Origin of the sequence: Methanospirillum sp., assembly GCF_035560735.1 — an archaeon.
In the GTDB taxonomy this organism is placed as follows: Archaea; Halobacteriota; Methanomicrobia; order Methanomicrobiales; family Methanospirillaceae; genus Methanospirillum.
This window is the reverse complement of record NZ_DATMYY010000313.1, coordinates 1-2,973: the sequence shown is the minus strand read 5'-3', so window position 1 is coordinate 2,973 and position 2,973 is coordinate 1. Positions and strand designations below refer to the sequence as shown.

General features: G+C 48.3%; 3 protein-coding genes. 1 reads left to right on the top strand and 2 read right to left on the bottom strand.

The genetic code is table 11. The features are described from left to right. Positions 1-32: 32 nt before the first annotated feature. Positions 33-875, top strand: coding sequence for a F420-dependent methylenetetrahydromethanopterin dehydrogenase (locus tag VN429_RS09200; protein ID WP_109969524.1), 843 nt, complete (start codon positions 33-35; stop codon positions 873-875). A 34-nt stretch (positions 876-909) separates the two neighbouring features. Here the strand turns inward: VN429_RS09200 and VN429_RS09195 are convergent, their stop codons facing one another. Beyond that, positions 910-1,866, bottom strand: a complete 957-nt coding sequence (locus tag VN429_RS09195) for a galactose-1-phosphate uridylyltransferase (RefSeq protein WP_325632439.1) — start codon at positions 1,864-1,866, stop codon at positions 910-912. Positions 1,867-1,941: 75 nt separating this feature from the next. Continuing rightward, complete coding sequence (locus tag VN429_RS09190; protein ID WP_109969526.1) at positions 1,942-2,928, bottom strand: 5,10-methylenetetrahydromethanopterin reductase; 987 nt, start codon at positions 2,926-2,928, stop codon at positions 1,942-1,944. Positions 2,929-2,973 lie beyond the last annotated feature (45 nt).

Here is a 2,973-nt window from a genome sequence, read left to right as displayed (position 1 = left end):
TCATAGTATCGTTGAACACACAGAGGTGTGCAATGGTAGTAAAAGTAGGAATAGCAAAACTCGGAAATATCGCAAGCGGTGTCATGGCAGAACTTCTCCTTGATGAGAGGGCAGACCGTGAAGATATGCAGACCTTTATGGCCACCTCGGGGACCAAACTCCAGCCAGAAGATATCGACCGTGTCGTCTCCAACATGAAGGCATGGGGACCAGACTTCTGTGTCGTTGTTTCTCCAAACGGAGTTCTTCCAGGGCCAAAAGGAGCACGCGAGGCACTCGCTGCAGCAGGCATTCCCTGTGTTGTCATCACCGACGACATCACCTCCAAGAAAGAAGAGTGGGAAGCACTCAAGGCAAGCGAATTCGGATACATCATCATGAAGGGAGACTCCATGATTGGTGCACGCCGCGAATTCCTTGACCCCATTGAGATGGCTGACTTCAACGGAAACCTTGTCAAGGTTCTCGCACTCACCGGTGCATTCCGCAAACTTCAGGTTGCTCTTGACGAGGTTATCGACCAGGTAAAGGCAGGAAAGAAGGGCAAGGATCTTGCACTGCCAAAGATCGTCATGACTTCAGACAAGGCTGTTGAAGGCGAGTTCAGCAACCCCTACGCCTATGCAAAAGCACGGGCAGCATACGAGATCTCCAGCGCTGTTGCAGGAGTCAATGTTAAGGGCTGCTTCATGACCAAGGGCTTTGAAAACTACACTCCAATCGTTGCATCAGCACACGAAATGATGCGCCAGGCTGCATTCCTCTGTGATGAGGCACGCGAGATGGAGAAGGCAACCGACGCTGTCATCCGCAAGCCACACAAGAACGATGGAACCCGCGTTGCAAAGAAGACCCTTATCAGCAAACCTGAATAATCGGATCTCACCTTTTTTTCCCGGTTGTTAAGTATCAATTTGTAGTTTCAACTTCAGGCAAATTCTGGAGATATTCTCTCCAGGTCGCCGCCAGTTCTTCAGGCAGAGTAAGGATGACAGGTTCAAGGTGCAATCTCTCCATAAATGCCGTATCTGAAGTTGAAAGGGGATTAGGATTGATGCGCGATATGAGGGAGCAGAAAGCAGAGAAGGAATTACGATCTTTGTCCTGCCCAAAAAATATTGACATATTAAATGCACTTGTTCCAAGATCACGGTAAAACCCGAGTAATGAGATCAGGTCTGTAGCAAAATCTTCAAGCACATCGCCGAACTCCGCAACCGTGGTTAGAGGTAGAAGGCATCTGATCTCCCTTTCACCTATTGGAACCGGATGAGCATACCAGAAAAGAGTGGTTCCAGGCAGATCTCTTCCACTATGTTCTGCATCCTTTCTGACATACTCAAAATATCCTCTTCCATGGGTCTTATGATACTGTTCACCGGCCTGAAGATATCGGGAAGGTAAGGTGTCAGGAAGATGGTCACATAGCCCCTGGAGGTGAGGATGGGGAAGAGATGCACCAGCAGATGGAAGAAAATTCCAGTTGATGGACACATACCCGGATTGGTTTTTAAGAGCTCTTACCTGGCCGGAAAGAGCATCTGCAATCTGTCTATGAGTAAACGTGGTGACTGAGTGCTCATGTGTTATTGAGGTCACCACATGATAAGCAGCAAACGGGTAAAGATTTGGAAAGGTAATACTCTCACCGACATGGACCCGTCCTCCATCAGGAAATATAGGCGTTACCTCTTCAACAAGGCCAGGGCAGAAAGGACAATCTTCATCTATATACTCAGGAATATAAACACCGCCGATACCCCGTTTTAACCGCTCCGGACAGATTCTGGTTCGCAGACCTGTCAGGTCTTCGACACGATATTCAATAAATCCTTCAGTATGGTCAGTTCTAAAAGAAGTAAACATCACTCTGCCCCACTCCTCGTATGGAGCATTTTACTATAAATATGAACCGAAAAAAAGAGAATGTAGCCTTAATATTTAGACTACGTACTTTCCAAGCAGGCGGATGGAGTTGACAACGTCCGGGCCGAGTGGTGATCCGAAGATAACCTGAGTAACACCGGATTTCATCAGGTCCTCACACTTCTGCTTGACAGTGTCCGGGGTTCCTGCAATGGTGAATGCATCGATGGTTGCATCGTCGACATTTTCTCCAGCAGTCTTGAAGTCAAACTTGCCGAGTGCTGCCTTGATATTTGCAACCTTTGCAAGGTCAAGACCATGGCGCTGGAGCAGTGGCTCGGGAGATCCGGCTGCAATGAATGCGGCTACAATCTTTGCTGCATTGCGTGCCTTCTTCTCGTTCTTGTCGATGGACATTGCGGTGTATGCACCAATGTCAAAGTTCTTCTTGCCTACCTTCTCACAAGCTGCCTTGATGATTGGAATAGCTACCTCGAAGTCCTTCGGGTTGGATGCGTTGATCAGTGCACCATCTCCGATGGTTCCTGCAAGTTCCAGAACTTTTGGACCTTGTGCGCCGATGTACATCGGAATACCCTTCTTTCCTGGGAGGCTGACACCGGTGAGCTTAGCACCATCGTAGTCAAAGAATTTCATGCCGCTCTTTGAAACCTGTTCACCAGCGATGAGCTTGCGCATCTGCACAACTGCTTCCTCGAGGCGTCCGACCGGTTTCTCAGGGTTGATTGCAAGTTTTGGAAGAGTTGAAAGGTCGCCGGGTCCGATACCCATGACTGCACGGCCCTCAGATATCTCATCAAGGGTGCATGCAAAGGATGCCATTGCAGCAGGTGTGTCGGTGAAGGCGTTCATAATACCCGGACCCATCTTCAGGGTTGTTGTTGCCTGAGCAATTGCTGCAAGGGTTGGGTAGCAGTGGCGGTTGTTGTAGTGGTTTGTAATCCAGGCAAAGTCAATATCCTTTGACTCTGCGAGTTTACAGTAATTGACCACCTGTTTGACGTTAATGTTTCCTGGAACGAATTCTATACCATAACTCAAGGTCTGTCACCTCAAAAAATTAATAAAACCCGAACCGGTAAAAAC

Bases quoted from the DNA above. Each gene is read 5' to 3' on its own strand.
- VN429_RS09200 (WP_109969524.1), top strand. From the start codon at position 33: ATGGTAGTAAAAGTAGGAATAGCAAAACTCGGAAATATCGCAAGCGGT.
- VN429_RS09195 (WP_325632439.1), bottom strand. From the start codon at position 1,866: ATGTTTACTTCTTTTAGAACTGACCATACTGAAGGATTTATTGAATAT.